The sequence below is a fragment of the Streptomyces sp. KMM 9044 genome, assembly GCF_024701375.2.
Lineage (GTDB): Bacteria > Actinomycetota > Actinomycetes > Streptomycetales > Streptomycetaceae > Streptomyces.
Map to the genome: position 1 here is coordinate 137,693 of NZ_CP113910.1, position 23,760 is coordinate 161,452.

Annotated in this window: 21 protein-coding genes and 2 pseudogenes; 14 read left to right on the top strand and 9 right to left on the bottom strand. The window is 71.2% G+C overall.

Going from position 1 to position 23,760, the window contains the following annotated elements:
* Positions 1-119: 119 nt before the first annotated feature.
* Both HUV60_RS00650 and HUV60_RS00655 read left to right on the top strand, forming a co-directional pair.
* The gene (locus HUV60_RS00650) at positions 120-2,765 is read left to right on the top strand and encodes a SpoIIE family protein phosphatase (RefSeq protein ID WP_257852966.1); all 2,646 of its coding nucleotides are present in this window, start codon (positions 120-122) and stop codon (positions 2,763-2,765) included.
* 39 nt (positions 2,766-2,804) lie between these two features.
* A pseudogene (locus tag HUV60_RS00655) lies at positions 2,805-3,755 on the top strand (PP2C family protein-serine/threonine phosphatase); the annotation flags it as partial.
* A 143-nt stretch (positions 3,756-3,898) separates the two neighbouring features.
* On the opposite strand, the gene HUV60_RS00660 reads toward HUV60_RS00655, so the two are convergent.
* The gene (locus tag HUV60_RS00660; RefSeq protein ID WP_257852965.1) at positions 3,899-4,099 is read right to left on the bottom strand and encodes a type II toxin-antitoxin system VapB family antitoxin; all 201 of its coding nucleotides are present in this window, start codon (positions 4,097-4,099) and stop codon (positions 3,899-3,901) included.
* A gap of 226 nt (positions 4,100-4,325) precedes the next feature.
* The gene (locus HUV60_RS00665; protein ID WP_257852964.1) at positions 4,326-4,490 is read right to left on the bottom strand and encodes a hypothetical protein; all 165 of its coding nucleotides are present in this window, start codon (positions 4,488-4,490) and stop codon (positions 4,326-4,328) included.
* Between the two features lie 229 nt (positions 4,491-4,719).
* Here HUV60_RS00665 and HUV60_RS00670 point away from each other — a divergent pair, with 229 nt between their 5' ends.
* From HUV60_RS00670 to HUV60_RS00685, 4 genes are all read left to right on the top strand, one after another.
* Positions 4,720-4,899, top strand: a complete 180-nt coding sequence (locus HUV60_RS00670) for a fibronectin type III domain-containing protein (protein ID WP_257852963.1) — start codon at positions 4,720-4,722, stop codon at positions 4,897-4,899.
* Positions 4,886-5,287 (top strand): hypothetical protein, encoded by a 402-nt coding sequence (locus HUV60_RS00675; protein WP_257852962.1) that lies wholly within the window; start codon positions 4,886-4,888, stop codon positions 5,285-5,287. Before HUV60_RS00670 ends, HUV60_RS00675 begins: the two co-directional genes overlap by 14 nt.
* Positions 5,288-5,622: 335 nt before the next feature.
* Positions 5,623-5,781, top strand: a complete 159-nt coding sequence (locus HUV60_RS00680; RefSeq protein WP_257852961.1) for a hypothetical protein — start codon at positions 5,623-5,625, stop codon at positions 5,779-5,781.
* Between the two features lie 321 nt (positions 5,782-6,102).
* Complete coding sequence (locus HUV60_RS00685; protein ID WP_257852960.1) at positions 6,103-6,765, top strand: CBS domain-containing protein; 663 nt, start codon at positions 6,103-6,105, stop codon at positions 6,763-6,765.
* Positions 6,766-6,868: 103 nt separating this feature from the next.
* Here the strand turns inward: HUV60_RS00685 and HUV60_RS00690 are convergent, their stop codons facing one another.
* From HUV60_RS00690 to HUV60_RS00705, 4 genes are read right to left on the bottom strand one after another with little or no spacing between them, the layout of a single operon-like run.
* The gene (locus HUV60_RS00690) at positions 6,869-8,245 is read right to left on the bottom strand and encodes a GH1 family beta-glucosidase (RefSeq protein WP_257853197.1); all 1,377 of its coding nucleotides are present in this window, start codon (positions 8,243-8,245) and stop codon (positions 6,869-6,871) included.
* A gap of 32 nt (positions 8,246-8,277) precedes the next feature.
* On the bottom strand, positions 8,278-9,120 hold the full coding sequence (locus tag HUV60_RS00695; protein ID WP_257852954.1) for a carbohydrate ABC transporter permease: 843 nt from the start codon (positions 9,118-9,120) through the stop codon (positions 8,278-8,280).
* 5 nt (positions 9,121-9,125) lie between these two features.
* Positions 9,126-10,073, bottom strand: coding sequence for a carbohydrate ABC transporter permease (locus tag HUV60_RS00700; RefSeq protein WP_257852952.1), 948 nt, complete (start codon positions 10,071-10,073; stop codon positions 9,126-9,128).
* Between the two features lie 11 nt (positions 10,074-10,084).
* On the bottom strand, positions 10,085-11,344 hold the full coding sequence (locus HUV60_RS00705; protein WP_257852950.1) for an ABC transporter substrate-binding protein: 1,260 nt from the start codon (positions 11,342-11,344) through the stop codon (positions 10,085-10,087).
* 330 nt (positions 11,345-11,674) lie between these two features.
* Between HUV60_RS00705 and yicI the strand changes: the two genes are divergently transcribed.
* Positions 11,675-13,948: an alpha-xylosidase gene (yicI, locus tag HUV60_RS00710; protein ID WP_257852948.1), complete on the top strand. Its 2,274-nt coding sequence runs from the start codon at positions 11,675-11,677 to the stop codon at positions 13,946-13,948.
* 159 nt (positions 13,949-14,107) lie between these two features.
* Here yicI and HUV60_RS00715 read toward each other — a convergent pair whose 3' ends face one another.
* Together HUV60_RS00715 and HUV60_RS00720 are read right to left on the bottom strand one after the other, a co-directional pair.
* Positions 14,108-14,896 carry an SAM-dependent methyltransferase gene (locus HUV60_RS00715; protein ID WP_257852946.1) on the bottom strand — a complete coding sequence of 263 codons (789 nt, stop codon included), beginning with the start codon at positions 14,894-14,896 and terminating at the stop codon, positions 14,108-14,110.
* 101 nt (positions 14,897-14,997) lie between these two features.
* Complete coding sequence (locus tag HUV60_RS00720) at positions 14,998-16,005, bottom strand: LacI family DNA-binding transcriptional regulator (protein WP_257853196.1); 1,008 nt, start codon at positions 16,003-16,005, stop codon at positions 14,998-15,000.
* Between the two features lie 430 nt (positions 16,006-16,435).
* Here HUV60_RS00720 and HUV60_RS00725 point away from each other — a divergent pair, with 430 nt between their 5' ends.
* From HUV60_RS00725 to HUV60_RS00750, 6 genes and pseudogenes are all read left to right on the top strand, one after another.
* Positions 16,436-17,362 carry a carbohydrate ABC transporter permease gene (locus tag HUV60_RS00725; RefSeq protein WP_257852945.1) on the top strand — a complete coding sequence of 309 codons (927 nt, stop codon included), beginning with the start codon at positions 16,436-16,438 and terminating at the stop codon, positions 17,360-17,362.
* A gap of 7 nt (positions 17,363-17,369) precedes the next feature.
* Positions 17,370-18,320 carry a carbohydrate ABC transporter permease gene (locus tag HUV60_RS00730; protein ID WP_257852944.1) on the top strand — a complete coding sequence of 317 codons (951 nt, stop codon included), beginning with the start codon at positions 17,370-17,372 and terminating at the stop codon, positions 18,318-18,320.
* 118 nt (positions 18,321-18,438) lie between these two features.
* Complete coding sequence (locus HUV60_RS00735) at positions 18,439-19,782, top strand: ABC transporter substrate-binding protein (RefSeq protein ID WP_257852943.1); 1,344 nt, start codon at positions 18,439-18,441, stop codon at positions 19,780-19,782.
* A 59-nt stretch (positions 19,783-19,841) separates the two neighbouring features.
* Positions 19,842-21,884: a beta-galactosidase gene (locus tag HUV60_RS00740; protein ID WP_257852942.1), complete on the top strand. Its 2,043-nt coding sequence runs from the start codon at positions 19,842-19,844 to the stop codon at positions 21,882-21,884.
* Between the two features lie 147 nt (positions 21,885-22,031).
* Positions 22,032-22,454: pseudogene (locus tag HUV60_RS00745) on the top strand (ricin-type beta-trefoil lectin domain protein); the annotation flags it as partial.
* An 8-nt stretch (positions 22,455-22,462) separates the two neighbouring features.
* Entirely contained in the window at positions 22,463-22,735 is a 273-nt protein-coding gene (locus HUV60_RS00750; RefSeq protein ID WP_257852941.1) for a hypothetical protein, read from the top strand.
* 67 nt (positions 22,736-22,802) lie between these two features.
* Here HUV60_RS00750 and HUV60_RS00755 read toward each other — a convergent pair whose 3' ends face one another.
* Positions 22,803-23,120 carry a hypothetical protein gene (locus tag HUV60_RS00755; protein WP_443047198.1) on the bottom strand — a complete coding sequence of 106 codons (318 nt, stop codon included), beginning with the start codon at positions 23,118-23,120 and terminating at the stop codon, positions 22,803-22,805.
* Between the two features lie 159 nt (positions 23,121-23,279).
* Between HUV60_RS00755 and HUV60_RS00760 the strand changes: the two genes are divergently transcribed.
* On the top strand, positions 23,280-23,732 hold the full coding sequence (locus HUV60_RS00760) for a phospholipase (RefSeq protein WP_257852940.1): 453 nt from the start codon (positions 23,280-23,282) through the stop codon (positions 23,730-23,732).
* Positions 23,733-23,760 lie beyond the last annotated feature (28 nt).

A 23,760-nucleotide genomic window follows, 5' to 3' on the forward strand; every position in this document is an offset into this window, starting at 1 on the left:
GGGGCCGGTTTCCTGGTTCCGTACGAGGTGGGCCCGCTGCGGGCCCACGGACCCATCGGCCGCGCGGCGGGCGGGTGAGTGTGCACGCGGGGTAGGGGGCCGTGGGGCAGACTGAACCCATGGGCGATCTCAATGCCCCCGGGGCACCCTCACAGCGGTTCCCCCCGGAGCCGGAGAGCGTGGCGGAGGCCCGGCGGTTCGTGCGGGCCAAGCTCGGCGACGCCGCACCGGGGACGGTGGACACCGCTCAGCTCCTGGTCAGCGAACTGGTGACGAATGCGGTGCTGCACGCACGCACCGAGATCGAGGTGACGGCCCGGACGGGCGACGGCGGAGTCCTGGTGCGGGTGAGCGACCGGCGGCCGGAGCGCGGGCTCGTGCCCTACGGAGGTCCCGCGTACACCGGTACGGGCCAGGGGCTGGCTCTGGTCGAGCGGCTGGCGTCCCGGCACGGCGTCGACATCGGCGACGCGGTCAAGACGGTGTGGTTCGAGCTGTGGCCCGAGGGACCCACGTCGCCGCCTCCCTCGGACGGGTGGGCGACCGCCACGTCCTGTCCCGGGCGGGGCAAGACCGTGACACTCCTGGATGTACCGGCGGCGCTCTGTCTGACCTGCATACAACACCGGCACACGCTGCTGAACGAGGTCGTTCTGGCCCTGGCCGCCGGGGAGGTGCCGGGTGTGACGGCGGAGGACCTCGCGGTCGCCCTGGACATGAACGACGTGATCAGTGCGGGGGTGGCTGCCACGCTGCGGCAGCAGCACGCCGAGACGGAGTTCGGAGCTCTGCAGCTGTGGGTGCCGTCGGACGCCGGAGCGTCGGTGAAGACCCTGCTCTCGGTTCTCGACGTGGCCGAGGAGGCCGCCCGGGACGAGCGTCTGCTGACGCTGCCGGCGCTGCCGCGTGGCCGGGGCTTCCAGGAGTGGCTGTTCGACCAGATCGGCGGCCAGCTCGCCGGCGAACGCCCCACTGCGTGGGCGGTGATGCCCCGGGAACCGGGCGCCGGTGCCTCGGAGCCGGTGCTGTGGGACGCCGGTCAGGTGCAGGCCAGCGGGGTCGCGATGATCGCCGCCGACGAGTCGAACCGGATCATCGCGGTCAGCGGACCGGCGGCTGACCTGCTCGGCTGGCCCGTGGACGATCTCATCGGGCAGCCGCTCACCACGCTCATCCCGGAGCATCTCCGCAAGCGTCACACCGTGGCGTTCACGTCCCTGCTGCTCAGCGGGCGGCCACGGATCCTGGGCCGGTCACTGCCGCTCCCCGCGTTGCACCGCGACGGTGAGCTGGTCCCCGTCCGGCTGTTCGTCGAGAGTCAGGAGACCGCCGACGGCCGCACCGTGTTCGTGGCCCAGTTCTCCCCGAGGGGATCGGTGCCGTCGCCCCCGGCCCGTCCGCCCGGCCGGATGCGGCCCGGGGCCCGGCGGGAGGCGGGAGGAGCCCTCTGGTCCGCCTCCCCCGGGCAGGACCGGAGAACGGGCGTGGGCCGGGCCGGCGGCGCATCCGAGCTGGAACGGCTTTCCCTGCTGGCCGACACGGGGACCGCCCTGAGCTCTCTCGCGGACCTGAACGAGGGCCTGCGGAGGGTGGGCCGGGCCCTGACCCGTTGGCTGGCCGACTGGTGCCTGGTGGACCTCTTCACGGCACAGGACGAGGTGGAGCGGGTCTGCGTCGTGCACCGTGTTCCCCAGGGGTCGTGGCCCGCGGAGTACGAGGGCCGGCTTCCGCCGCTTTCCGAGACCGCCCAGGGGCCGCTGGCCCGCGCGCTGCGCGGGGCGGGTCCCCTGCTGCTCAGCGAGCCCCCGCCCCCGGGCCGGGCCCCGAGCCCGCTGGACGCCCACTACGTGGAGCTGTTCCGGAGGCTGGGTGCGAACAGCGCGGTGGTCGTCCCGCTCCGGTCGCCCCGAAAGGTCATCGGCGCGCTCACGATCGCGCGGATGGGGCAGGGAAGGCCGTTCACCGAGGGGGATCTGCCACTGGTCGACGAGCTGGCGCGCGCGATCGCCCTGCGGGTGGAGAACGCCCGCCTCCACCAGGAGACGCGGACGATCGCCGAACGCCTTCAACGCTCGCTCCTGCCGCCGCTGCCCGAGATCCCGCGTCTTTGGCTGGCCGCCCGCTACGCGGCCTCCTCCGCCACGGCCGAGGTCGGCGGCGACTGGTACGACTGCTTCGCCCTGCCCGACGGGGACACGGCGCTGGTCATCGGTGACGTCGCCGGGCACGACCTCGACGCAGCCATCGCCATGAGCCAGCTGCGCAGCATGCTGCGCGGTATCGCCGTGGACCGGCAGGAGCCGCCGGGGGAGGTCCTGCGCCGCCTGGACATGGCGAACCACACCCTGCGTCAAGAGACCACCGCCACCTGCGTCTACGGTCTGATCAAGGAACTCGGAACCGACCTCTGGGAGCTCGTTCACTCGTCCGCGGGCCATCTGCCGCCGCTGCTCGTCAGCCCGGACGGCCGCACCCGCTACCTGGAGGACGGGGCGGGGCTGCTGCTCGGCGTCGACCCCGCGCTGGTCCGTCCCCAGGCCAACGACGCGATCCCGGCCGACTCGACCGTGCTGCTGTACACCGACGGCCTCATCGAACGCCGCGCCGAATCCCTGGACCACGCCCTGGACCGGCTCCGCGGACACGCTGCCGGGCTGGCCCACGAACCCCTCGACGTCTTCTGCGACGAGCTGCTCATCGGACTGGCCGCCGGCAGCGACGACGACATCGCGGTCCTCGCGGTCCGCCCCGGGGCTGTTCCCTGACCCGACGGGGCGTGCGGCGAGGCCGTTCATCCCGCCAGTCTCGCCACGCTGCTGAGCGTCGTACTCGGGGTCAGGGACGGGGTGACCGGTGGAAATCTGGTCGCCGTACTGGCGAGCGTCACCCTGGCCAGCAGCCTGGCCGGGGCGGTGCGCACACGCCGCGAGCGTGTCCTCACGGCCGTCCGCTCCGTCGCCGAGACCGCGCAGCACGCCCTTCTCCAACCGCCGCCTGCCGCCGTCGGCCCCTTCCAGGTGGCCGTCCACTACAGCGCCGCCGCGGAGGCCCGGGCCGGCGGGGACCTCTACGCCCTGATTCCCGCCCCTCACGGGGTGCGGCCGATCGTCGGCGACGTCCGGGGCAAGAGTCTGCCGGCCGTGGGGACTGCGGCTCCCGTCCTCGGTGTCTTCCTCGAGGCGGCTTGCGACGAGCCCGACCTGCTGGACGTCGTCGGCAGGATCGAGCGGAGTCTGGCCCGCAACCTCGGCAACGACGACTGCGTCACCGCCGTGGTCGCCGGATACCCGGAAACCGGACGTCCGAAGCTGGTGAACTGCGGGCACGTGCCTCCGTTGCTGGTCCGGGGAGCCGGCGTGACGGCGGCGGAGTCCGAGCAGCCGGCGCCCCCGCTGGGGCTGCGCGCCCTGGCCGGTGAGGCCCCCGGCCTCCAGGTGCTGCCCTTCGGCGACGGGGACCAGCTGTTGCTCTACAGCGACGGGGGCACCGAGGCCCGCGACGCCGGCCGCGCGTTCTACCCGCTCGCCGAAGGGCTTGCCCGGCACCTGTACGACGATCCGGCGCGCACCGTCGCGGCTCTGCACGAGGAACTGCTGACGCACGAGGGCGGCAGGCTGCACGACGACGCGGCTCTCCTCCTGCTGCGCAAGCCCGCCGTCACCCGGACCGTCCGCCCCGGCTCCGGCGTCCACCCCGCGGCGGGGCCCGGCGGCGGCACGCCCGACGGCGCCGCCGAACGAAGGAGCACCGTCTGACCACCCGCCGGGGCTTGCACGGCGCCCTCTTCGGCCGGTCGATGCCCCCGCCGGACACCCATCTGCACTGCCCCCGCACCGCGCAGGGATGGCCGAGTGCGAGGAGGGCCCGGTGGCGGCGGCGGGCCTGCCGAAGGCCGCGCTCAGCCCTGAGGTTCCTGCGGCCGGACGTCCACCTCACGCAGGTTCTGGTCCTTGCGTTCGGTGCGGGTCTCCGTGCGGTGGCCGCGGGCGATGTAGTCCCGCACCACGGCCTCGACGGCATCCTGGGGCGACCCGACTCCGGCCAGCACCATGACTTCCACGACCAGCTCGGCGTCGAGCGTGACGGTGACCCTGGCCATGGGCTCCCCCTCTCGGCATCTCCGGGTTGCGCGCCGGCCCGGATCACCGCACCTTACAGGGGGCCGCGTCGCCGTACCCACCGGGCACGTGCACTTGCCCCCCCTGCGCACACGCGTCGCTCCTCCCGGCATTCATCCGGTCTTTCCCGAAATCTTCCCCTGCCGAGCCCCCGGGCGCTGAACTGCAGACAGCGACCTGCACCGACATCACCCGAAGACAACGTCGTCACCACGTGAGGGCACTGGTGACCACCACGGGACGCAACCGGGCCTCGGCGGTGTCGACACCGTGGAGACCAAGGCCTTCGCCACGCGGCCCCGGCTGCTGGATCCGGCCAAGCGGGTCGCCGTCGTCGTGCTGCCGCAGGGCAGCGACCGCGGTGTCATGCATGTGTTCGACGTCGCGCTCACCGGCAAGCCGGACCTGGAGACTCCGGGCGCGGCTCCGGAGCACATCGTCCTGACGCCGACCGGGACGCCTCGGACCTCGCAGGCCGTCACGTGGAGCACGACCGCCGCCCCCACCTCGGGCGAGGTGCGGATCCGCGAGGCGGGCGGCGAACAGCGGCGGACCGTCCGGGTGCACGCCAACGGGAGGGCTGACCGCCGGCGGAGAGCAGGTGCGGACTCACTCCGCGGTCCTCGACGGCCTGTCCCACGGCACCGAGTACGAGTACCGGGTGGGCACGGGCGACCGGTTCGGCCCTGCCCACCGGTTCACGACGGCGCGCCCCGCGCGTGAGGAGGAAGCAGGCCTACGAGCGCTGTCCGGACGCCGTGAGCAGCGTGAGCGCGGGTGACCTGGTCAACACCTCGGGCGACGACAGCGGGTGGCGCGACTGCTTCGGTGCGATCGACGGCCACAGCCAGACGACGAACGTCACCGCCGCGCCCGGCAACCACGAGTACGCGGGCAGCACCTTCCCGAAGAAACGGAAGTCGACGTTCCCGTACCCGGCCGACGGTCCGCGCGGTACCCCGGCCCGTGACGACAGTCCCGCCGAACGGCAACGGGCCACGTACGAGGCGCACATGGCGAAGGCGCTCGCCGGGACCGCGTGTTACACCGACTACCAGGGGTGCGGCTCCTCTCCCTCATCGCCGGCACGGGTGACGCACGGCAGCCGATGCCCCCGGACGACCTGCCGGCGTGCAGCGAGAACTGCCCCCGGTCCCGAGAAGCTCTGACTGGACGCGCAGGGCCGCCGGCTGGACACGGCCGTCGAGGGGAAGCCGGGCAAGTGGGCGGTGGCGGTCCTCCACCAGCCGGTCCTCCCCGGTGCCGGGGGCCTCGACGGGAAGGCGGTGCGCGACGCCTGGCTCTCCGTGTTCCGGAGCAGCGGAACCGACCTGGTGCTGATGGGCCACGACCACGTGTGCGCCCGCGGATTCGCCGACGAGGACGCCACCGGCACCCCTGGCGTGACGACCGGGCCCGTCTGCACGTTGTCGTCCTCGGGACCGAAGTACTACGAACGCGTCCCCGAGGACGACACCATAGGGGCCCGCAAGGTGCGACGCAGGTGGCCCGCGCCGGTCACACCTCCACCTTCCAGGGGGGGGGCAGGGTCACGCAGGACCGGCTCCACCACGAGGCCGTCGTCGCGGCCGAGTGGGACGGCCGGTCGACGACCGACAAGGAGGTCGGCGAGGTGCTGGACTCGTTCACCGTCACCGAGTAAGACGACGGCACCACATACTGACGGAGAAGGGGATCGAGGTGCCGCCCGCGCCGTAGGCCGGCCGCTGAGGCACGGCGATGGGCATCGGCCCATGCTTTCGTCCGGCTCCGTCCTGGTTGACACGGGCCGATGCCGTGCCGGGGCCCCTGGCGGCCCGGCGGCCTCACACGGTCGGGGGAAGGGGGACCCGACGGGGCCGGAACGTGATCCTCCTGTTCTCGTTCGATGCTCCCGACCGGCGATGATGTCGGTGACGGCCGCGTGCGCACAGCGGTCGTCCGTCGGTCGGACCTGTGCCAGGAGCAGAGAGGAACTGCCGCAATGAGCCACCAGAAGGTGCGCGATGTGATGAGTGACGCCGTCGTCCGTATCCAGGGCGGAACGCCGTTCAAGGAGATCGCGCACCTGCTGCTCGAGTACGACATCACCGCCGTCCCCGTGGTCGACGCCGAGGACCGTCCGGTGGGTGTGGTGTCGGAGGCGGATCTGCTGCACAAGATGTGGGGCCGTCAGGAGGGCGATGCCGGTGGGTCCGGTGGGGCACCCCGGCCGGAGAAGGCGTGGGCCACCGACGCCGCCGGGCTGATGACGTCGCCCGCGCTGTGCGCCGCCGAGGACTGGAGCGTGGTGGACGCCGCCCGGGTGATGGCACTGCACGGGATCAAGCGGCTGCTGGTGGCCGATGCGGCGGGACGGCTGAGAGGTGTGGTGAGCAGGAGCGACCTGCTGCGCGTCTTCGTGCGCGAGGACCGGGCGATCCGTACGGAGATCGTCGAGGACGTGCTGGTGCGGGCGCTCGGCGAGGCACCCTCGGCGGTCGAGGTGAATGTGACCCACGGTCACGTCAGGCTCATCGGACAGCTGTCGTCCCAGACGATGGCCGAGGAACTCGAGGAGCTGTGCCGCAATGTCGACGGCGTCGTCGACGTGGAGTTCCGTACGGTGCCCGAGTCCGGCGCCGACGGCCCGGCGCAGGCGGGCTGAGCACCGGCGAGCCGGGTACGGGGCGGGCCGGCCGCGGCACCGCGAGGCCGGGAAGGGGCCGTCGCCGCACGGGACGGCCCCGGTGCCCGTCGTGCGGGGCGGCTCAGGGGTGCTGTGCGGCGATCATCCGCCGGTACCAGTGGTAGCTGTCCTTCGGGACGCGCCGCTGGGTGTCGTAGTCGACGCGGACGATACCGAAGCGCTTCCCGTAGCCGTAGGCCCACTCGAAGTTGTCGAGCAGGGACCAGACGTAGTAGCCGCGCACGTCGACGCCCCGGTCGATGGCGGCGCGCAGGGCCGTGAGGTGGTCGCGCAGGTAGGCCACGCGGTCGTGGTCGTGGACGGCGCCATCGGTGACCCGGTCGTCCTCGGCGGAGCCGTTCTCGGTGATGTGGACGGGCGGCAGAGCGGCCCCGTACTGCTCCTTGAGGTCCACCAGCAGGTCGGTGAGGGTGTGGGGCACCACCGGCCAGCCCATCGCGGTGTGGCGGGCACCGGGTGTCCGTACCTCCTCGTACCGGTTGTCGGTGGCCACGCGCCGGGCAGGGTCGCTCTCGCGGTACGGGGCGTCGGCGACGGTGATGGGGCGGTAGTAGTTGATGCCGAGGAAGTCCAGCGGCTGCGAGATCAGCTCCAGGTCGCCGTCTCGGCGGAAGTCCTGGCCGATGATCAGCTCGCCCCAGGTGTCCTGTTCGGTACCGGGGTAGCGGCCGGCCAGGACGGGTTCGGTCCACGCCAGGTTGTGCAGGGTGTCGGCGCGGACGACGGCGGCCCGGTCGGCGGCGGAGTCGGTGGCGGGCAGGTGGTGGTCGAGGTTGAGGGTGATGCCGACCTCGCGCACACCGGCCGTCCTCAGTGCCTGTACGGCGAGGCCGTGGGCGGCCAGCAGGTGGTGGGCGGCGGCCAGGGCGCCTCGGCCCTCGCGGGCGCCGGGGGCGTGGCGGCCGACGGAGTAGCCGAGGAAGGCGCTGCACCACGGTTCGTTGAGGGTGATCCAGCGCGGTACGCGGTCGCCGAGCCGGTCGGCGACGGCGGCGGTGTACTCGGCGAACCGCTCGGCGGTGTCGCGCACGCGCCATCCGCCCCGGTCCTCGAGGGCCTGCGGGAGGTCCCAGTGGTAGAGGGTGGCGGCGGGTTCGATGCCGGCGGCCAGGAGTTCGTCGACCAGGCGCTCGTAGAAGTCCAGGCCCTTGGGGTTCACCGGTCCGCTGCCGTCGGGCACGACGCGCGGCCAGGCGACGGAGAAGCGGTAGGAGCCGACGCCGAGGTCGCGCAGCAGGGCGACGTCCTCGGGGTAGCGGTGGTAGTGGTCGCAGGCGGTGTCCCCGGTGTCGCCGCCCTCCACCAGGCCGGGGGTGTGGCTGTAGGTGTCCCAGATCGACGGGCCGCGGCCGTCCTCCCGGACCGCTCCCTCGGTCTGGTAGGACGCGGTCGCGGCGCCGAGGACGAATCCGGGCGGGAATCTCGGGAAGTCGGACATGCGCTGGAGGCCCTCCTCGGGTCGTGCGGTGGTCACTTGACGGAGCCCCCCGTGATGCCGGCGGCGATGTACTTCTGGGCGAGGACGAGCAGGATCGCCGCGGGCACGGCGGAGAGCACGGACGCGGCCATCACCGAGCCCCAGTCGCCGACGTGGGCGCCGATGTACTGATAGATGCCCAGGGTGATCGGTTTGACGTCGTCGGTGGTGTTCAGGGTGAGCGCGAACATGAAGTCGCTCCACGAGAACAGGAAGGCGAACAGGCCGGAGGTGATCAGGGCGTTGCGGCTCATCGGCAGCACCACGCGGACGAAGGTGCGCACCGGGCCGGCGCCGTCGATCTGCGCGGCCTCGACGACCTCGCCGGGGACGGACACCATGAAGGCGCGCATCAGCACGATGGAGAAGGGGATGCCGAGCGAGGCGTCGGCGAGCATGAGGCCGAAGTAGGAGTTGACCAGACCGAGGTCGACGTAGGAGTTGTAGAGCGCGTTGGCGATGACGATGCCCGGGACCATCTGGGTGATGAGGGTGCCGAACACGATGGTGCGGGTGCCGCGCAGCCCGAAGCGGGCCAGCCCGTAGGCGGCGGGGGCGGAGACGGCGAGGCATATGGCGACGGCGCCGAGGGAGACGACCAGTGAGGTGAGCAGGTGTCCGCCCTGGTCGCTGACGGCCTTCGAGAATCCGGACAGGTCCAGGCTGCCGGGAACCGGGTCGACCTGGAGCAGTCCGGACTCGGGCTGGAGTGCCGTGTTGAGCATCCAGTAGAGCGGGAAGAGCATGACGCCCAGGACGAGCAGGCCCGCCACGGTGGAGCCCAGGCGGCGTCCCCGTGCGCGTGGTGCGGCGGGGGCGGGTGTGTGAGCGGCCATGTCGGTCACTTCCCGTCGGTGCGGTTGGCCCGCAGGTAGAACACGGCGAACGCCGCGGAGATGAGGATGAGGACGTTGCCGACGACGGCGCCCGCTCCGAAGTCGAGCTGGACGAAGGAGTTCTGGTAGGTGAGCGTGCCCAGGGTCTGGGTGGCGTCGGCGGGGCCGCCGTCGGTGAGGGCGAGGATGAGGTCGAGGATCTTCACCGTCGACATGAAGCCGAGGACGAGGACGACTGTGATCACCGGCCTGAGCATGGGCAGGGTGACGGAGCGGAAGGTGCGCCAGGCCGAGGCGCCGTCCAGGGAGGCCGCCTCGTACAGCTCTCTCGGTATCTCCTGGAGGCCGCCGTACAGGATGACCATGTTGAACGGGATGCCGATCCAGATGTTGACCAGGATCACCGACAGCAGGGCCACGTCCGGGCTGGTCAGCCACGGGGTGTCGCCGCCGAGGCCGATGACGCCCAGGAAGGTGTTGAGTACGCCGGTGTCCTGGTCGAGGATGCGGCGCCAGACAATGCCGGAGACCACCATGGGCACCAGCCAGGGCAGCAGGATCAGGGACCGCAGGACGCCGTTCAGGGGGAACCTGCGACTGAAGAAGACGGCGAGCGCGAGCCCGATGCAGAACTGGCCGAGCAGGGAGCCGGCGGTGAAGACGAGGGTGTGCCACAGGGCCTTGCCGAAGAGGGCGTCCTGGAGGACGGCCGACCAGTTGTCGGTGCCGTTGAAGGGCGCCTCCGATGTGAAGAACGTCTTCGGCGTGTAGTGCTGGAAGCTCATCACGACGTTGCGGACGAGCGGGTAGCCGAAGAAGAGCAGCATGAAGACGACGGCGGGGGCGACGAAGCCCCACTGGGCGAGCCGGCGCCGGCGGCGCAGCCGGGCCGGGTCCGGGGCGGCGGCCTTCCCGGGCGCCTTCGCCGCAGCGGTGACGGTGGACGTGGTCATGGGCGCGTACCTCAGTTCCCGCTCGTGGCGCGCTGCTGGGCGCGCTTCAGGGCGGCCTCGCTGGACTGGCCGGTCAGGGCGGACTGGAAGGCGCTCTGCAGCGCGAGGGAGGCGGAGGACCAGCCGGCGCCGAGCTTGCCGGTGCGGGAACGGGCCTCGGCGACCTGGTCGGCCAGCGCGTCGAGTTCGGGCACGCGGTCGCGCCAGACGGCGGCTGCCTTCTCGTTGGCCGGGACCATCCAGCTGTTCAGGGCGTAGGTGAGCTGTTCCTTCTCGCCGGCGAGGCAGGCGACGACGCGGCCGGCCGCCCTCTCGCGGTCCTCGTCACCGGTTTTCGGCACAGTGAGCACCGCGCCGCCCAGCGGTCCCACGGAGGCGTCGCCGGCCTGCGGGACGGGGATCTGCGCGATGCCCCAGTCAAGGGACTCGTCGGTGTTAAGGGTCTCCACCTGCCACGGGCCGTTGATCATCATGGCGGCGTTGCCGGCCATGAACTGGTCGTTGACGTCGGCCTGGGTCCAGTTGACGGTGGACCTGGACAGCGAACCGTCCTGGAGCAGCGCCTTCCAGTAGTCGAGCGCCTCGACGACCTGCGGGCTGTCCAGCTCGGTCTCGTCGCCTTTGTTGGACCACATGAACGGGGTGAACTGGAAGACGCCGTCCTCGGCGCCGCCCGCGCTGAGTGCCAGGCCGTAGCGCCTGCCCTCGGTGAGCTGTCCGGCCGTCTCGCGCAGTTCGTCCCAGGTGGCGGGGACCTCGAGACCGGCCCGGTCCAGGATGTCCTTGTTGTAGAAGAGGGCCAGGGTGTTCACGGAGCGGGCCGCGCCGTAGTACGTGCCCCGGTAGGAGCCGAACTCGACGATGCCCTCGGGGATGCCGTCGGTTTCGAGACCGAGGGTGCGCAGGTCGACCAGTCCGCCCGCCTCGGCGAAGGTCGGCATCTCGGAGGCGTCGAACTGCACGATGTCCGGCAGTGACTTCGACGAGGCCATGCGCAGCGCCTTCGTCATCACCTGCGCGGCGGGGACGCTCTGCTGCTCGATGCGGATGCCGAGCTGCTTGCCGCAGCGGGCCATCGCCTCGGCGTCCCAGCGGTGGTAGGACTCGTCGGTCGAGGAGTTCATCACGGTGTACACGTCGCTGTCCCGTTGCTGTGCGCAGCCGGTGAGTGCCGCCCCGGTGACCAGGACGGCGACGGCGGCGAGGGACGTGACGGCTCTGCGGGGGCGGCGGGGCCCGCGCTGTGCGACGACCAGGGGATGTGCTGTCACGGTGGGTGCCCTTGGGTGGGACCGGCTCGGCGTTCACCGACCCGGCGGCTCGTGGGAGGGGTGGGGACGAGAGGGAGCCCAAGCCGGCGAAGCAACTGGTGAAGCGCTTCGACGATTAGTCGGTCCCGCTCGTGGGAAAGTCGGCTCTGAGGTCGGGTGTAATTTGTTTTCCCTGATTACTAATACGTCAGCGGAAGCCGGTCACGCTAGCCCCCCAGCGAGGCGATCTGCGTGCACCAGGGCGTGACAGGAACCCCTGAACCTGTCATAGTTCCTGGTCAAATACTGCTTCCCTCCCCGCCATCGCCCGCTCCCCCTCCGAGGAAGATCATGAAGTTCACCGACGGCTTCTGGCGCATCCGCGAGGGCGTCCAGATCTCGTACGCCACTGAGGTCCGCGAGGTGCGCCCCGAATCGAAGCGCTTCACTACGTACGCCTCCGTACGGAAGGTGACACGGAGGGGCGACACCCTCAACGCGCCACTTGTCACGGTGGAGTGCTTCTCTCCCGCCGAGGGTGTCATCGGTGTCCGCGTCACGCATCACGCGGGCAAGCGGCGACCGGGGCCCGACTTCGCCCTGGGCGCCGACGCCGACGGCGCCGGGACGGTACGCCAGGACGGCCCGGTCACCGAGCTGACCAGCGGTCCGCTGACGCTCCGCCTCGACGGGTCCGGCCCCTTCGCGCTCGCCTTCCACGACGCGCTCGGGCGCGAGCTGACCCGTGCGGACGCCAGGAACACGGCCTTCGTCACCACCGGGCACGGGGCACGGCACCACATGCTGACCCGGCTGGCACTGGGTGTCGGGGAACAGGTCTACGGCCTCGGCGAGCGCTTCACCCCGTTCGTCAGGAACGGCCAGACGGTCGACGTGTGGCAGGCCGACGGCGGCACGAGCAGCGAGCAGTCCTACAAGAACATCCCGTTCTACCTGTCGTCCCGTGGTTACGGCGTCTTCGTCAACCACCCCGGTGCGGTCTCCTTCGAGGTCGGCTCGGAGTCGGTCGGCCAGGTGCAGTTCAGCGTCGAGGACCAGTCGCTCGAGTACTACGTCGTCGCCGGTCCCACCCCGAAGGACGTCCTCAGCCGTTACACGACCCTCACCGGCCGCCCCGCCCTGCCGCCCGCCTGGTCGTTCGGCCTGTGGCTCAGCACCTCGTTCACCACGTCGTACGACGAGGCGACGGTGACGTCGTTCGTGGATGGCATGGCCGAACGCGGCATCCCGCTCACGGTGTTCCACTTCGACTGCTTCTGGATGCGTGAGTACCAGTGGTGCGACTTCCAGTGGGATCCCGACGTGTTCCCCGACCCGGACGGCATGCTGGCCCGGCTCAAGGAGAGGGGGCTGCGGATCAGCGCCTGGATCAACCCGTACATCGCCCAGAAGTCGCCACTCTTCGACGAGGCCGCCGCCCTCGGGCACCTGGTGCGCCGGGCCGACGGCGACGTGTGGCAGTGGGACCTGTGGCAGGCCGGCATGGGGCTGGTCGACTTCACCAGTCCCGAGGCGCGGGCCTGGTTCCAGTCGAAGCTGAAGCCCCTGCTCGACCAGGGTGTGGACTGTTTCAAGACGGACTTCGGCGAGCGCATCCCCACCGACGTTCTCTGGCACGACGGCTCGGACCCCGAGCGGATGCACAACTACTACACGCAGCTCTACAACCGGACGGTGTTCGAGCTTCTGGAGAAGGAGCGCGGGCAGGGTGAGGCCGTGCTCTTCGCACGGTCCGCGACCGCGGGCGGGCAGCAGTTCCCGGTGCACTGGGGCGGCGACTGCTGGTCGTCCTTCGAGGCGATGGCCGAGTCACTGAGGGGCGGGCTGTCGCTGTCGCTGAGCGGGTTCGGTTTCTGGAGCCATGACATCGGCGGTTTCGAGGGCACGCCGGACCCTTCGGTGTTCAAGCGGTGGCTCGCCTTCGGTCTGCTGTCCTCGCACAGCCGGCTGCACGGATCCACGTCGTACCGGGTGCCGTGGGAGTTCGGTGACGAGGCGGTGGACGTCGCCCGGCGGTTCACCCTGCTCAAGCACCGGCTGATGCCCTACCTGTACGGCGCTGCCGTCGAGGCGCACGACACCGGGGTGCCGATGATGCGGCCGATGATGCTGGAGTTCTGGCACGATCCGTCGTGCCGTCAGCTGGACCGCCAGTACATGCTGGGCCCCGACCTGCTGGTCGCCCCCGTGTTCGACACGGACGGGGAGGTGGAGGTCTACCTGCCGGAGGGCACCTGGACCCACCTGCTGAGCGGGGAGAAGGCCACCGGCCCGTGCTGGCGCACCGAGCGGCACGGCTACGACAGCCTGCCGCTGTACGTCCGGGAGGGCGCCGTGCTGCCGCTGGCCGGGGACGACACCCGGCCCGACGGCGACTGGCTGGACGCGCCGGTGCTTCTCGTCCACCCTTCCGCCTCGCCCGGCTACGAGGCCGAGGTCACCGTGCCCGACACGACGGGTGCGCGGGCGGCGGGCTTCCGGGTGGTGCGGGACGGCGACGTGCTGCGGGTCACCGCGTCGGGCACCGAACGGCCGTTCACGGTGCGGGTCGCGGGCGGTGCCCAGGCCCGGGGGACGGGCGAGGTGGCGGTGCCTCTGGGCTGACCGGGGCCGGGTGCGGCCTCCGGGAAGGCTGTCGGCGGCTCTGCCCACCCGGGGGGAAGCCCTCGGGCGGGCAGAGCCGGGCGCGACGGTCCGGCACCCGGGTGATGTCCGGCCGGACGAGGTACCGGGCGGGTACCTGCGGGGCCGGGCAGCGTGAGGTCAGCGGAGCCGGGCGACGCCCGCGTAGATGCCGCTGTCCTCGGGTGCCGGGGCCTCGGTCTCCCGGAACCACTCCGTGGCCGTGACCAGGCCCGGCTCCACCAGGTCCAGGCCGTCGGGGAAGAGGGCGGCTTCAACGCGGGAGCGGAAGCCGAGCCGTATGCCGGCCCGGGCGTACTCGGCGGTGACCTGGGCGGCCAGTTCCGCGTGGCGGTCGGACGCCGCGTGCGACAGCACCAGGTAGCTGCCCGGCGGGAGTGCGGAGAGCAGCTCTTTGACAATGGCGCGGGGTTCCTGGCCGTCGGGGATGAAGTGCGGGAGGGCGATCAGGGACAGCGCGACGGGACGGCCGAGGTCGAGGACGGTCCGGGCGTGGTCGACGATCTCCCCGGGACTGCGCACATCGGCCTGGAAGTAGTCCGTGGCACCCTCGGGACTGCTGATCAGGAGGGCCTCCGCGTGCCGCAGGACGATCGGGTCGTTGTCGGTGTGAACGACCTTCGCGGCCGGGGCGACGGCCTGCACGATCTGGTGCGGGTTCGGCTCGGTGGGGATGCCGGTGCCGACGTCGAGGAACTGGTCGACGCCCTGCCCGGCGAGCCAGGCCGCGGCCCGGTGCATGAACCGGCGGTTCTGCCGGGCGGCGTCCCGGGCCTGGGGTGGCAGCCTCTCGCCGGCGGCCTCGTCCACCGGGTAGTTGTCCTTACCTCCGAGCAGCCAGTCGTAGACCCGCGCGGGGTGCGCCTTGCTGGTGTCGATCCGCGGAGGGCTGGACCTGCCGGCCGGCATGACGAACTCCGTCCCACGGTGGAGCACTGCCGATGGTGATCAACGAGTCTCGCACATCAACATGCGATCAGGCAGAGCGAGTTGAGTCAGATCGAGCCGCCTCACCCACCCGCCCACACCTTCTCCGCCGGCGGCGGTGCCGTACTGGCGCGCGTCACCAGGCGGGTCGGGACGAGGGTGGTCCCCCGCTCGGGGCCGCCATGGCGCACCTTGCCCAGGACGGCCGCCACGCAGCGCCGTCCCACCTCGGCGAAGTCCTGGTGGACGGTGGTCAGCGGGGGCAGGAACGAGGACGCCTCGGGGATGTCGTCGAAGCCGATGACGCTGACGTCCACGGGGACGCGTCGGCCGCGCTCGTGGAGGGCACGCAGCAGGCCGAGGGCCATCTGGTCGTTGGCCGCGAAGACGGCGGTGCACTCGTCGCGGGCGGCGAGTCCGAGGCCCGCACGGTAGCCGGACTCCGCGGACCAGTCGCCGCGGACCAGCTCCGGCGGGACGCGTCCGGCGTCGGTGAGGGCGGCGTGCCAGGCGTCGGTGCGGCGCTGGGCGGCGAAGGAGTCCTCGGGGCCGGCCAGGTGCCACACCGTGCGGTGGCCGAGGCCGAGCAGGTGGCGCACGGCGGTACGGGTGCCGCCGGCCTGGTCGGTGTCGACGACCGTGTAGTGGTCACCGGCGTCGGAGTCGACGACCACGACCTGGGCGTGCGGGGGCAGCTGGATTGTCGCCGCATCCAGCAGATGGACCTCCATGATGACGATCACCGCGTCGACGGCGAGTTCCTCCAGTCGGGAGAACGCGCCGCGCACCTCGTCCTGGGTCGGTATCGCGACGGGCAACAGGGTCACCGCGTAGCCCTCGTGTGCGGCGGAGGTGGCGATCGCCTCCAGGGTACGCACATTTCCGGTCGTGGACAGCGAGAAGGTGATGACGCCGATGGTGCGGAACTCTCCGCGTTTGAGCGCGCGGGCCGCGCTGTTGGGCCGGTAGCCGAGCTCCTGCATCGCGGCGAGCACCTGCCGCCGGGTCTCCTCGTTCACCCCGGCGTAACCGTTGGACACACGGGAGACCGTCTGGGACGAGACCCCGGCGAGGCGGGCCACGTCCGCCATGGAGGCCCGGGTGTGTCGGCCGCCGCCCCGCGGGCGGCGGCGCGGCGGGGCATCGTCGGCCGGGTCCGTTCCTGCGGGGTCCACACCCGCGGACTGCCCGCCCGCCTGGTCCGCGTCGGCCGGATCCCTGCCGACTGCGGTCGCCTCGGGGCCGAGAGCCCGTCCCGGCGTGCTGTGCACCGTCTCCACTCGCTTTCCAGCCGCCTTCCCGTCGCCACCCGCCGCGTCAGGGTTTCCCGGAGGACTCTTGACCGTCGTCATCGGGGCAGTGTAGACATGCCGCCACCGAATGTTTACGTAAACATAACACCTCGCCGCATTTCTGCGGCGTCCGGTGTTCACGTAAACATCGGCTGTGGGGAGCACGGTTCCCGGCCCGGGACAGGGCGCCGTGATCGCCTGGCCCGAACGTGGACGAGCGAGGAACGACATGACAACGCTGCAACCGCCGGCGACCGCCGAGCCGCGGCCGGCACCACCTCCGGCGAGACGGGACCGCCGCTCCTGGACGGGGTGGGGGTTCGTCGGCCCCTTCGTGGTCGTGTTCGCCCTGGTCTTCCTGGCACCGATCGTGTATTCGGTCCACCTGAGCCTCTTCCGCGACCAGCTCATCGGCGGCACCAGCTTCGTCGGGCTCGACAACTACCAGCAAGCCCTGCAGGACGAGCGGTTCTGGGCCGCGCTCGGCCGGGTCTCGCTCTTCCTGGGCGTCCAGGTACCGATCATGCTCGGCGTCGCCCTGCTGGTGGCCCTGGCGCTGGACAGCGGACGGCTCTACGGCAAGAGCTTCTTCCGCATCTCGATCTTCCTGCCGTACGCGGTGCCCGCCGTCGTCGCCACGCTGATGTGGGGCTTCATGTACGGCACCCGGTTCGGCCTGGTCGGCGACGTCAACGAGGCCTTCGGGCTGTCGCTGCCCGACCCGCTCTCCCCCGACCTGGTACTGGCGTCGATCGGCAACATCGTCACCTGGGAGTTCGTCGGCTACAACATGCTGATCTTCTACGCGGCGCTGCGGGTGATCCCGCACTCTCTCTACGAGGCGGCCGAGATCGACGGCGCCGGGCAGCTCCGCGTCATCACCGCCATCAAGCTGCCCGCGATCCGCGGCGCCCTGGTCATCGCGACGATCTTCTCCATCATCGGCAGCTTCCAGCTCTTCAACGAGCCCAGCGTCCTGCAGAAGCTGGCGCCCAACGCCATCACCACGGACTACACGCCGAACTACTATACGTACTCGCTGTCCTTCTCCGGCCAGCAGCACAACTACTCCGCGACGGTCGCCATCATCATGGGTCTGATCACCATGGTCGTCGCCTATGTCGTCCAGCTGCGCGGCATGCGCAAGGGAGTGTGAAGCAGCGATGACCACCACCGTCTCCCCCGCCTCCGCGGACCGGACCGGCTCCGCGTCCGGCGCCCCGGATGCCGTCCCCCGGTTGCGTACGCGCCGGCGCGGCTCCACGCCGGGGCGCCCCCGCCGCAGTGTGCTGCTGACCGTCCTCACCGGCCTGGTGCTGCTCTACAGTCTGGTGCCGCTGGTGTGGCTGGTCATCAGCGCCACCAAGACCCAGGAGGGACTGTCCCGTTCGTTCGGCCTCTGGTTCGACGGCGACTTCGCCCTCTGGGACAACATCGCCGAGACGTTCACCTACGACGACGGCGTCTTCGCCCGCTGGCTGCTGAACACCATGCTGTACGTGGGGCTCGGCGCGGGAGGCGCGACCCTCCTCGCCGTGCTCGGCGGCTACGCCCTGGCCAAGTTCGAGTTCCCCGGCCGCCGGGCCGTCTTCGCCGTCGTCATCGGCGCCGTGGCCGTACCGGGTACGGCCCTGGCGGTGCCTACCTTCCTGATGTTCAGCAACATGGGGCTGGCCAACACCCCGTGGGCGGTCGTCATCCCGTCGCTGATCTCTCCGTTCGGCCTGTATCTGATGTGGGTGTTCGCCAGTGAGGCCGTCCCGAACGAACTCCTCGAGGCGGCCCGGATCGACGGCGCGGGTGAGCTGCGCACCTTCTTCCTGGTGGTGCTTCCGCTGCTGGCGCCGGGCATCGTCACCGTCTCGCTGTTCACCATGGTCGCGACCTGGAACAACTACTTCCTGCCGCTGATCATGCTCAAGGACCCCGCCTGGTATCCCCTCACCCTGGGCCTGCACAGCTGGAACGCCCAGGCCGAGACGGCCGGCGGGCAGCCCGTCTTCCACCTGGTCATCACCGGCTCGCTGATCACCGTCGTCCCGCTGATCGCCGCGTTCCTGCTGCTGCAGAAGTACTGGCAGTCGGGACTCGCCGCCGGAAGCGTCAAGGAATAGCACCGGCTGCCGCCCCTCCTGGGCGCGCGGCCCTGTGCCCCCCCCACCAGCCCCACCGCCACGGCACACCACCCCAGGGCTCCGGAATCCAAGCCCACGAAGAAGTGGAAGCACGCCCATGCACAAGCAATCCCGCCGCCTGCTGCGCGGCATCGGCATCATCTGCGCCCTGACCCTGGGCGCCACCGCCTGCGGCGGTTCCGACGACGGGGACGCCGCTCCGAAGGCAGTCTCCGAGTCGGACGTCGAGGCGGCCCTGGAGAAGGGCGGCACCGTCACCGTCTGGGCGTGGGAACCCACGCTCGAGCAGGTGGCCGCCGACTTCGAGAAGGAGCACCCCGGTGTCGAGGTGAACCTCGTCAACGCGGGCACCGGCAACGAGCAGTACAAGGCGTTGCAGAACGCCATCTCCGCGAAGAAAGGCGTCCCCGACGTCGCCCAGGTCGAGTACTACGCCATGGGCCAGTACGCGCTGACCGACGGGCTCACCGACCTCAGCGGCTTCGGCGCCGACCAGCTCGCCGACCGGTACTCCCCCGGCCCGTGGAACGGTGTGAAGGCCGGCGGCGAGGGGATCTACGGCCTGCCGATGGACTCCGGTCCGATGGCGCTGTTCTACAACAAGAAGGTCTTCGACAAGCACAGGATCGAAGTGCCCACCACGTGGGACGAGTACGTGGACGCGGCCCGCGCCCTGCGCAAGGCGGACCCGAAGGCGTACATCACCAACGACGCCGGCGACGCGGGCTTCACCACCAGCATGCTGTGGCAGGCCGGTTCGCGCCCCTACAAGGTGAACGGCACCGAGGTAAAGATCGGGTTCGGCGACAAGGGGGCCCAGGACTTCACCGGCACCTGGCAGAAGCTGCTCGACGAGGAGCTGGTCGCCCCGGTCACCAGCTGGTCCGACGAGTGGTACAAGGGCCTCGGCGACGGCACCCTCGCGACCCTGGCCATCGGGGCCTGGATGCCGGCCAACCTCGCCTCCGGTGTGAAGGAGGCCTCCGGCGACTGGCGCGTCGCCCCGCTGCCGCAGTGGACTGCGGGCGCCGACGCCGGTGCGGAGAACGGCGGCAGCGCCCTCACCCTGCCCGAACTCGGCAAGAACGAGGCGCTCGCCTACGCGTTCGTGGAGTACGCCAACTCCGGCGACGGTGTCGACACCCGGGTGAAGAGCGGTGCCTTCCCCGCGACTACGGCACAGCTCGGCTCCGAGGAGTTCCAGAACACCGAGTTCCCGTACTTCGGCGGGCAGCAGGCCAACAAGGTCTTCGCCGAGTCGGCCGCGAACGTCGCCGACGACTGGGCGTACCTGCCGTACCAGGTGTACGCCAACTCGATCTTCAACGACACCGTCGGCAAGGCCTACGTCTCCGGCACCACGCTGGCGGACGGCCTGAAGGCCTGGCAGGACGCGTCGGTCGAGTACGGCAACGAGCAGGGCTTCACCGTAGCGAAGTAGCCCACCGGGGCGGCACGCGCGCCGTGCCGCCCCGGTGCGAGACCCCCGGAAGGACCGCCATGATCTCCACCCTCCTGTCCCGTTCCAGCAGAGCTGACGGTGACCGTGCTCCCGGTCTCCTGTACGGCGCCGACTACAACCCCGAGCAGTGGCCCCCCAGCGTCTGGGAGGAGGACGTCCGGCTGATGCGGAAGGCCGGAGTGAACGTCGTGTCCGTGGGGATATTCTCCTGGGCGCGGCTGCAACCGGCCGAGGACGCCTGGGACTTCGGCTGGCTCGACGAGGTACTGGACCTGCTTCACGCGGGCGGCATCGGCGTCGACCTGGCGACCGCCACCGCATCCCCGCCGCCGTGGCTGACCACGGCCCACCCCGAGATCCTTCCGGTCACCGCGGACGGCGGGACGCTGTGGCCGGGGGCGCGCCAGCACTGGCGTCCCACCTCCCCGGTGTTCCGCGCCCACGCGTTGCGCCTGGTAAGGGAGTTGGCGACCCGCTACGCAGACCACCCGGCGCTGGTCGCCTGGCACGTCAACAACGAGCTGGGCTGCCACAACGTCTACGACTTCTCCGACGACGCGGCGCGTGCGTTCCGGCACTGGCTGCGGTCCCGTTACACCACGCTGGAAACACTCAACTCCGCCTGGGGAACGGCCTTCTGGTCCCAGCGCTACACCGACTGGGAGCAGATCCTGCCGCCGCGGCAGGCGGCGTCCCATCCCAACCCCACCCAGCAGCTGGACTTCAAGCGCTTCTCTTCGGACGCGCTCAAGGAACATCTGCGGGCCGAGCGGGAGATCCTGCGGGAGATCACCCCGGACGTCCCGGTCACCACCAACTTCATGGTGATGGGCAACACCAAGGGGATGGACTACCCCGACTGGGCGCAGGAGATCGACTTCGTCTCCAACGACCACTACGTCCACCCGGGTCCGCAGGACCGTGACGAGCTGTCCTTCTCCGCGAACCTCACCAGCGGCATCTCCGGCGGCCGGCCCTGGTTCCTGATGGAGCACTCCACCAGTGCCGTCAACTGGCAGCCGGTCAACGTGGCCAAGCGTCCTGGCGACCTGGCCCGTGACTCGCTGCTGCACGTGGCGCACGGGGCCGACGCGGTGTGCTACTTCCAGTGGCGGCAGTCGGCGGCCGGCGCCGAGAAGTACCACTCGGCGATGGTCCCGCACGCCGGTGAGGACAGTGACCTGTTCCGTGCGGTGGCCGAACTCGGCGCCATCCTCAAGGCACTTGCCCCGGTCGCGGGCAGTGAGCGGGAGGCCGCCCGGGTCGGCATCCTCTACGACTGGGATTCGTGGTGGGCGAGCGAGCAGGACTCGCACCCTTCCGCGCTGCTCGACTACCGGCAGGAGGCGCTCGACTGGTATTCGGCGCTGCTGGCCCTCGGTGTCCGCGCCGACCTCGTCACCACCCGCGCCGACCTGCACCGCCACCAGGTGCTGGTGGCACCGGTGCTGCACATGGTCCCCGCCGACCTGGCCAAGACGCTGACCCGGTACACCGAGCAGGGCGGGCACCTGATCACCACGTACTTCTCGGGTGTCGTCGACGAGCACGACCACGTCTGGCTCGGCGGCTATCCGGGGGCGCTGCGCAATCTGCTCGGCATCCGCATCGAGGAGTTCGGCCCGCTGCTCGCCGGTGACACGGTGGAGCTCGACGACGGGACGACCGGCAGTCTGTGGACCGACCGGATCGACGTCGTGGCCGGGACGGACGTCCTGGCCCGCTACCGCACGGGCGTGCACGCCGGCCGGGCGGCGGTCACCCGGAGGGCCACGGGCGCCGGTTCGGCCGCCTACGTCTCCACCCGGCTCGGTGTCGAAGGGCTCACCTCGCTGCTGCCCCGGCTGCTCGCACCGGTCGGCGTGGAGAGCGAACTACCTTCCGAGGTATGCGGGTTGGTCGAGACGACGGTACGCAGCGGTCCCGGTGGTCGGTTCCTGTTCCTGGTGAACCGGACCGACACGGCCATCCCTGTGCGCGGTCTCGCCGGGGAAGTGCTGCTCGGCGCCACGGAGGGTGGCGACGGTGCCCTCGTCCTCGGGCCGCGCGCCGTCGCCGTACTGCGGCAGCCGGCCGGCTGAGTCGGGGCGACTGCGCGCAACTCCCCGCAACGCCCCTGGAACGGCAAGGCCGTTCCAGGGGCGTTCCTCTCCTTCGGCCCGTGCGGTGGGCGTGGGTCGAAGGGTTCCACCAGAGCGCGACCACACCTCAAGGTTGGGAGCACACCGATGGCACGCCGCACCCGCAGAAGACGGCTCCTGTCAGCCGCCGGACTCACCGCCCTGGCCACCGGGGCCGTCCTGATCCCCGCCCCGTCCTCCACCGCTCAGGCAAAGGGCGTCGTCCCCTCCGTCACCGTCCGGCCCGATCCGTCCTACCAGCAGGAGGAGTTCGAGGGCTGGGGGACCAGTCTGGTCTGGTTCGCCAACGCCACCGGCGACTACCCGCCGGAGATACGCGAGAAGCTCGCCGAACTCCTCTTCGGCGACGAGGGACTCGCCCTGAACATCGCCCGCTACAACGTGGGCGGCGGCAACGCCCCCGACGTCAAGGACTATCTGCGCGCGGGCGGCGCCGTCGAGGGCTGGTGGAAGGCGCCGGAGGGAATCACCCGCGAGGACACCGACTGGTGGGACGCCGAGGACCCGGCGGGCCGCCCATGGCCATGGTGTGGCAGCGGCTGACCGGACCGGAGCTGCGGGCCACGATGAGCACGTTCTTCCTCATCGGCTCCCTGACGAGCCTCGCCGCGCTGGGGGCGGTCGGGGCTGGCACCCTGCGCAGCACCGTGCTGCTCGCGCCCGCCGCCGCGGCCGGAGTGCTGCTCGCCCGCCCGCCGGCCCACGGGTTGGACGTGCGCCGGACCCGGGCAGTCGCCACGGTGCTCGCCGTGGACGGCGCCTCGGTGCTGGTGCTGCGGCAGTTCGTCTGACCCTGGCTCGGCCGACCGGGCCGGCGTCGTCGGGCCCTGCCTCGATTCACCGACGCCCGGCCTCGGTTCACCGGCTGCCGGGGGCCTCGTCGAGGGGCACCACCCGGGCCCGGCAGGGTGGTGCGTCCGGCCGGTACTCGGGGTTGTCCTCGTCGTACGAGGAGGCGTCCGCGCGGCGGCGCGGGAACAGGCCGGCCACCGTCCGGCACGAGGGACGCCTGTCCGGCCGGGGAGCCTGACCGCCCGTCAGCACCATGAGGGCGTCCGGCAGGGGACGCGACCGGAGGGCCGTGGCGAAGCCCGCGCGCAGATCCGTACCGCCGCCGCCCAGCCGGTTCCGGGAACCCCGAAGCAGGAATCCCGCGACCCGAATCCCGTTCGGCAACCGTGGAGTTCATCCGTGCGGCGTGATCACGACGCCTGGCCGAGCCGAACGTTGACGGGCTGTTAAGCCGGCCGGGGTGTGAAGGAGAGGACACCACGGGCACCTCCTTGTCATGCACCTGTAGCCCGATGGTCGGGTCACAGTCCCTGAAGGTGTGGGATGCACCGTAAGCTCGCCACCGCTCTGGCCACCTCGGCTCTCGCCGCCGTCGGGGTCCTGGGCACCGCCACCGCCGCCGAGGCCGCTCCCTCCGACAAGCCACAGGCACTCTCCGGCTGGACGCAGACCAGCGCGTCGAACTACAACCAGTGGGGCGCCGCCCGGTCCGACCAGGCCGCTTGGAGCGCCTACGGGTTCGACTGGAGCACCGACTACTGCTCAGCCTCCCCCGACAACCCGTTCGGCTTCCCCTTCTCGGCCTCCTGCGCACGCCACGACTTCGGTTACCGCAACCACAAGGCGGCCGGCTCCTTCGACGCCGACAAGGCACGCCTCGACAGCGGCTTCCACGAGGACCTCAAACGCGTCTGCGCCCGCTACACCGGGGCCACGAAGACCGCCTGCAACAGCACCGTCTGGACCTACTACCAGGCGGTCAGGGCCTTCGGGTGACCCGTTCTGCCGGTCTGCCGACCGGGTG